This is a genomic window from Paracoccus spongiarum (assembly GCF_030732095.1).
Lineage (GTDB): Bacteria > Pseudomonadota > Alphaproteobacteria > Rhodobacterales > Rhodobacteraceae > Paracoccus > Paracoccus spongiarum.
In genome coordinates this window covers 318,712-325,125 of record NZ_JAVAMQ010000003.1, presented here as the reverse complement: position 1 = coordinate 325,125, position 6,414 = coordinate 318,712, and the positions used below count along the sequence as shown (strand labels likewise).

Here is a 6,414-nt window from a genome sequence, read left to right as displayed (position 1 = left end):
TCAGAAGTGGAATGGCGGCGCGGTGATCCGCCGGCCCAGCATGAAGGCATCGGCGACCAGCACCATCGGTGCGAGGTCCACATCCGAGGCCCCGTTGCGCACCAGATCGGCCATGTCGGCGTAGAGCGCGGCATACTCGCTGCCCATCACCTGATCGTCGCCCGCCACCGACTTGCCGTCGATCTCAAGCTTGTTGCCGCCGTTGCGCAGCGCCAGGTGGCCGCCATCGGTGGCGAATTCCATGTCCCAGACCTGCGGACCCTCTTCGCGGAAGTCCAGATCGGCGCGGATATTGCCGTCGAATTCCAGCCGCGCGGCGATCGGGGCCTGGCGGTTGGCCGGAACCTCGATCTCGGCCGCGATCAGGCGCAGGGGCCGGGGCAGGATCCCGGTGAGGATCGAGGCGGCATTGATGCCGGGGTCAAAGACGCCCATGCCGCCCGCCTCGAAGATCCAGTCCTGGCCGGGATGCCATTTGCGCACATCCTCGCGCCAGATGACCCGGCCCTCGCGGATCTCGCGCCCGGCCAGCCAGGCCCTGGCGCGGGCGACGCCATGCGCGCGGCGCGAATGCCAGGTCGCATAGAGGCTGACGCCCTGCGCCGCCGCCATGTCGCGCAGCACATGGACCTCGGCCAGCGTGGCGCCGGGCGGCTTTTCCAGCATCAGGTGACGCCCCGCCCGCAGCACCGCCTGCGCGGCCTCGAAGCGCGGCACCGGCGGCAGGCACAGGCTGACCGTGCCGATGTCGGGCCGGGCCTCCAGCATGGCGGCGATGTCGCTGAAGGCCTCGACGCCCTCGACGGTGCCGTGGCGCGAGACGGTGGCGGCGAGGTCCCAGTCCGGGCTGGCGGTCAGCGCGGGCACATGCTGGTCGCGCGCGATCTTGCCGATGCCGACGAGCGCGAGTTTCATCAGTGGCTGTCCTTTCCGACCGGATTTCCGCGACAGCCCTTGAGGAAATCCAGATCCGCCCCGGTATCGGCGCCCATCACATGCGCCTGATGCAGCCAGGCATAGCCGCTGGCGGGCTGGTCGGGCAGCGGCTGCCAGCCGGCCAGCCGCGCGGCCAGGTCGTCGTCGGAAATGTCCAGATGCAGGCGGCGGTTCGGCACGTCCAGCTCGATCATGTCGCCGTCGCGGACCACCGCCAGCGTCCCGCCCGCCGCCGCCTCGGGCGAGGTGTGCAGCACGACCGTGCCATAGGCGGTGCCCGACATGCGGGCATCGCTGATCCGCACCATGTCGGTGATCCCCTTCTTCAGGACCTTGGGCGGCAGGCCCATGTTGCCGACCTCGGCCATGCCCGGATAGCCCTTCGGCCCGCAGTTCTTCAGCACCATCACGCAGGTCTCGTCGATGTCCAGCGCGTCATCCTCGATCCGCGCCTTGTAGTCGTCGATATCCTCGAAGACGACGGCGCGGCCGCGATGGGTCAGCAGGTGCGGGCTGGCCGCCGAGGGTTTCAGCACCGCCCCGTTCGGCGCCAGATTGCCGCGCAGCACCGCGATGCCGCCCTGATCGGTCAGCGGGCGGTCGGCCGGCAGGATGACATCCTCGTTCCAGTTGACGACATCCTTCACCTCGTCCCAGATCGGCCCGCCGCTGACCGTCAGCGCATCCCTGTGCAGCTGCCCCGCCTCGCCGAGGCGTTTCAGCACCACCGGCAGCCCGCCGGCATAGAAGAATTCCTCCATCAGATACCGGCCCGAGGGCATCAGGTTCACGATGGTGCTCACGTCGCGCCCGCAGCGGTCCCAGTCGTCCAGCGTCACGTCGACGCCCACGCGCCCGGCCAGCGCCAGCAGATGCACCACCGCGTTCGTGGACCCGCCGATGGCGCCATTGGTGCGGATGGCGTTCTCGAAGGCCTGCTTGGTCAGGATGTCCGAGGGTTTCAGGTCGTCCTTGACCATCTGCACGATGCGCCGCCCCGACAGCTGCGCCATCACCCGGCGGCGCGAATCCACGGCCGGGATCGCGGCATTGCCCGACAGCGCCATGCCCAGCGCCTCGGCCATCGAGGCCATGGTGCTGGCGGTGCCCATGGTGTTGCAGGTGCCCGAGGATCGCGACATGCTGGCCTCGGCTTCCAGGAACTCCTCCTGGGTCATCTCGCCGGCCTTCACGGCCTCGCTGAACTTCCAAAGATGCGTGCCGGACCCGACCCGCTCGCCCCGGAAATAGCCGTTCAGCATCGGCCCGCCTGTGACCACGATCGAGGGGATGTCGCAGGAGGCCGCCGCCATCATCAGGCTGGGCGTGGTCTTGTCGCAGCCGACCAGCAGCACCGCGCCGTCCATCGGCTGGCCGCGGATGGTTTCCTCGATCGCCAGCGCGGCGAGGTTGCGAAACATCATCGCCGAGGGGCGGAAGGTGTTTTCGGACGCCGAGAATACCGGCACCTCGACCGGAAAGCCGCCCGCCTCCCAGACACCGGCCTTCACCTTCTCGGCCAGTTCGCGCAGATGGCCGTTGCAGGGGGTCAGGTCGGACCAGGTGTTCAGGATGCCGATGATCGGGCGGCCGTCGAACAGGTCATGCGGATAGCCCTGGTTCTTCATCCAGCCGCGATGATAGATCGTGTCGCGCGAGGTGCCGCCATACCAGTGCTGCGAGCGCAGTTGGCGCGGCCAGGGGGCGGGGGTGAAGGGCATGGCGGGCCTCAGAGTGCGGCGACCGCGACCGGGGCCGCGTCGTCGGGTTGCAGTGTCAGCGGATTGCGCAGGGGCAGCCCGAAGGCGTCGCAGGCGATCTCGAACACGTCGCCCGCGCGGGTGGTGATGCCGTCCGCAAAGGACAGCGTGGCGGTGCCGAAGAAATGCACATGCACGTCGCCGGGCTGGCGGAACAGGCCGTATTTGAAGTGGTGATGTTCCAGATTGGCGAGGCTGTGGGACATGTTCGCCTCGCCCGACAGGAAGGGTCTTTCCCAGATCACCGCGCCATCGCGATGCAGGCGGCTGTTGCCCTCGACATGCGCGGGCAGATCGCCCAGCAGCATCTCGGGGCCGAAGCTGGCCGGGCGCAGCTTGGAATGGGCCAGCCACAGATAGTTGCCGCGTTCGGTCACATGGTCCGAGAACTCGTTGCCCAGCGCGAAGCCCAGCCGGAACGGCTGGCCATCGGTGCCGATCAGATAAAGCCCGGCGATCTCGGGTTCCTCGCCCGCGTCCAGCGCAAAGCCGGGGCTGGCCAGCGCCGCGCCCGGCGCGACCGCCGCATGGCCGTTGCCCTTGTAGAACCATTCGGGCTGCGCACCGACCTGGCCCGCGGCGGGCTTGCCGCCCTCCAGCCCCATGCGGAACATCTTCATGCTGTCGGTCAGCGTCTCGGGATCGGCGCCCTGATGCATCGCGTCGCGGGTCGCGGCGCTGCCGAGATGGGTCAGGCCTGTGCCGGTCAGGTGCAGATGCGCGGCGTCGGGATGATCGAGGGGCAGCAGCATCCGCCCCTCGGCCAGCGCAGCGTCCAGATCGACCGCGGCGCCCGGTCCGCGGGCCGCGATCTCGGCGACAAGGCCGCGCCCCGCCGCGATCGCGGCCAGCGCCAGATCGCGCGTCGAGGCAGCACCTGGCACCAGATGCGCCGGCCCGCCGTCGCGCGCCGCCACGGCCCGGTTGCCGTCGGGCAGGATCAGTTGCGACAGCAGCATGGCTCAGGCTTCCTTGTTCTTGTTGTAGACATCGAAGAAGACGGCGGCCAGCAGCACCAGGCCCTTGATGACCTGCTGGTAGTCGATGCCGATGCCCAGGATCGACATGCCGTTGTTCATCACCCCCATGATGAAGGCGCCGACCACCGCGCCGACGATCTTGCCCGACCCACCGGCCATCGAGGCCCCGCCGATGAACACCGCGGCGATCACGTCCAGTTCGACCGCGAAGCCCGCCTTGGGCGTGGCGGTGTTCAGCCGCGCCGCAAAGACCAGCCCCGCCAGCGCCGCCAGCAGGCCCATGTTGACGAAGGTCAGGAAGGTCAGCCGCTCGGTGCGGATGCCCGACAGCTTGGCCGCCTTGGCATTGCCGCCGACCGCATAGACCCGCCGGCCGAGGGTCGTGCGCTCGGTCACGAAGACGTAGATCACCGTCAGCACCACCATCGACAGCAGCACGTTGGGAAGGCCGCGGAACCAGGCCAGCTTCCAGGTCACGAACAGCAGCGCCGCCGCGACGATGGCGTTGCGCAGCAGGAACAGCCCCCAGGGCTCGTCCTCGATGCCGTAACGGGCGTTGCGGGCGCGGCCGCGCAGGCCCATCCACAGGATCAGCAGCACCGCCACCACGCCCACCGCCAGCGCCAGCGCATTGGGCCGGCCCAGTCCGAACAGGTCGGGGATGAAACCGGTGGACAGCGCCTGGAAGCTGCGCGGGAAGGGTCCGATCGACTGTCCGGCCAGCAGCCACAGCGACAGCCCGCGAAACACCAGCATCCCGGCCAGCGTGACGATGAAGGACGGGATCTTCCAGTAGGCCACGAAATAACCCTGGATGCCGCCGATCGCCATGCCGGTGACCAGGCAGATCGCCACCGCGACGATCACCGGCAGGCCCCAGCTGACGATCATCACCGCCGCCAGCGCGCCGATGAAGCCCATGACCGAGCCCACCGACAGGTCGATATGGCCGCCGACGATCACCAGCAGCATGCCCAGGGCCATGATGATGATATAGCTGTTCTGCAGGAACAGGTTGGTGATGTTGACGGGCTTCAGCAGCACACCCCCGGTCACCACCTGGAAGAACAGCATGATCGCGATCAGCGCGAACAGCAGGCCGTATTCGCGGATGTGCCGGGCCACATAGGCGCCGATGCCGATGCCCTGCGGATGCCCCGAGGTCTGTTCCAGATCCATGATCCTATTCCCTGACGATCATCGACATGATGGCTTCCTGGCTGGCCGCCTCGGCCGCCAGCTCGCCCACGAAGCGGCCCTCGTTCATCACATGGATGCAGTCGCACATGCCCAGCAGTTCGGGCATTTCCGACGAGATCAGGATGACCGCCTTGCCCGCCGCGCTGAGGTCGTTGATGATGCTGTAGATTTCGTATTTCGCGCCGACATCGATGCCGCGCGTCGGCTCGTCGAGGATCAGCAGGTCGGGCTCGGTGAACAGCCATTTGGCGAGCACCACCTTCTGCTGGTTGCCACCCGACAGGTTCACCACCTTCTGGAACACCGAGGGCGTGCGGATGTTCAGCATCCGCCGATAGCCTTCGGCCACCTCGGTCTCGCGGCCCTCCTCGATCACGCCGCGCTGCGAAACGGCGCCGAGATTGGCCAGCACGGTGTTGCGGCGGATCGTGTCCTCGAGGATCAGCCCAAGCGTCTTGCGGTCCTCGGTGACATAGGCCAGCCCCGCCGAGATGGCGCGGTCCACGGTCGAGACATCGACGGGCCGGCCATGCATGCGCACCTCGCCCGAGATGCGCCGGCCATAGCTGCGCCCGAAGATGCTCATGGCCAGTTCGGTCCGTCCCGAGCCCATCAACCCGGCAATGCCGACCACCTCGCCCGCGCGCACCGTCATCGACAGGTCGCGGATCATCTGCCGGTCGGCATGTTCGGGATGCCAGACCGACCAGTTGCGCAGGTCGAACACGGTGTCGCCGGCGCGGCGCTGGCGGGCGGGATAGCGATGCGCCATGTCGCGGCCGACCATGTCGCGCACGATGCGATCCTCGGTCAGCCCGCCCTCGCGGGCATCCAGCGTCGAGATGGTGGCGCCGTCGCGGATCACCGTGACGCTGTCTGCCACCCGCCGCACCTCGTTCAGCTTGTGGCTGATGATGATCGAGGTGACGCCCTGCGCCTTCAGCTCCAGCAGCAGGTCCAGCAGCGCCTGGCTGTCGCTTTCGGACAGTGCGGCGGTGGGTTCGTCGAGGATCAGCAGGCGGACGTTCTTGGACAGGGCCTTGGCGATCTCGACCAGTTGCTGCTTGCCCACGCCCAGGCTTTCGACCCGCGTGCCCGGCGTCTCGCGCAGGCCGACCTTGGCCAGCAGGCCCTCGGTCTGGCGGAAGGTCTCGGGCCAGTCGATCACGCCGCGGCTGGCCCGCTCGTTGCCGAGGAAGATGTTCTCGGCGATGGTCAGCAGCGGCACCAGCGCCAGTTCCTGATGGATGATGATGATGCCCCGCTCCTCGCTGTCGCGAATGCCGGTGAAATGCACCGTCTCGCCCGCATAGACGATCTCGCCGTCGTAGCTGCCGGCGGGATAGACGCCCGAGAGCACCTTCATCAGCGTGGACTTGCCGGCGCCGTTTTCACCGCAGATGGCGTGGATCTCTCCCTCGGCCACTGCCAAGCTGACGTCGTCCAGCGCCTTCACGCCGGGAAAGGTCTTGGTGATGTGGCGCATTTCCAGAAGGGCGGTCATCGGCATCCTCCGGTCGGGCCGCCCGCCTGCCCGA

At 68.1% G+C, this 6,414-nt stretch carries 5 protein-coding genes; all 5 read right to left on the bottom strand.

All coding sequences use genetic code 11. From position 1 onward, the window contains the following. From Q5Y72_RS05360 to mmsA, 5 genes are read right to left on the bottom strand one after another with little or no spacing between them, the layout of a single operon-like run. The gene (locus Q5Y72_RS05360; protein ID WP_305962358.1) at window positions 1-915 is read right to left on the bottom strand and encodes a Gfo/Idh/MocA family protein; all 915 of its coding nucleotides are present in this window, start codon (window positions 913-915) and stop codon (window positions 1-3) included. Beyond that, the gene (gene araD, locus Q5Y72_RS05355; RefSeq protein WP_305962357.1) at window positions 915-2,657 is read right to left on the bottom strand and encodes an L-arabinonate dehydratase; all 1,743 of its coding nucleotides are present in this window, start codon (window positions 2,655-2,657) and stop codon (window positions 915-917) included. The genes Q5Y72_RS05360 and araD overlap by 1 nt, the downstream gene beginning before the upstream one ends. 8 nt (window positions 2,658-2,665) lie before the next feature. Further along, on the bottom strand, window positions 2,666-3,655 hold the full coding sequence (araD1, locus tag Q5Y72_RS05350; protein WP_305962356.1) for an AraD1 family protein: 990 nt from the start codon (window positions 3,653-3,655) through the stop codon (window positions 2,666-2,668). Window positions 3,656-3,658: 3 nt separating this feature from the next. After that, a complete protein-coding gene (mmsB, locus tag Q5Y72_RS05345) occupies window positions 3,659-4,855 on the bottom strand; it encodes a multiple monosaccharide ABC transporter permease (RefSeq protein WP_305962355.1) in 1,197 nt (398 codons plus the stop codon). A 4-nt stretch (window positions 4,856-4,859) separates the two neighbouring features. Further along, entirely contained in the window at window positions 4,860-6,380 is a 1,521-nt protein-coding gene (mmsA, locus tag Q5Y72_RS05340) for a multiple monosaccharide ABC transporter ATP-binding protein (RefSeq protein ID WP_305962354.1), read from the bottom strand. Between the last annotated feature and the right edge of the window lie 34 nt (window positions 6,381-6,414).

Coding starts and splice junctions, on each gene's coding strand:
- Q5Y72_RS05360 (WP_305962358.1), bottom strand. CDS start 915: ATGAAACTCGCGCTCGTCGGCATCGGCAAGATCGCGCGCGACCAGCAT.
- araD (WP_305962357.1), bottom strand. CDS start 2,657: ATGCCCTTCACCCCCGCCCCCTGGCCGCGCCAACTGCGCTCGCAGCAC.
- araD1 (WP_305962356.1), bottom strand. CDS start 3,655: ATGCTGCTGTCGCAACTGATCCTGCCCGACGGCAACCGGGCCGTGGCG.
- mmsB (WP_305962355.1), bottom strand. CDS start 4,855: ATGGATCTGGAACAGACCTCGGGGCATCCGCAGGGCATCGGCATCGGC.
- mmsA (WP_305962354.1), bottom strand. CDS start 6,380: ATGACCGCCCTTCTGGAAATGCGCCACATCACCAAGACCTTTCCCGGC.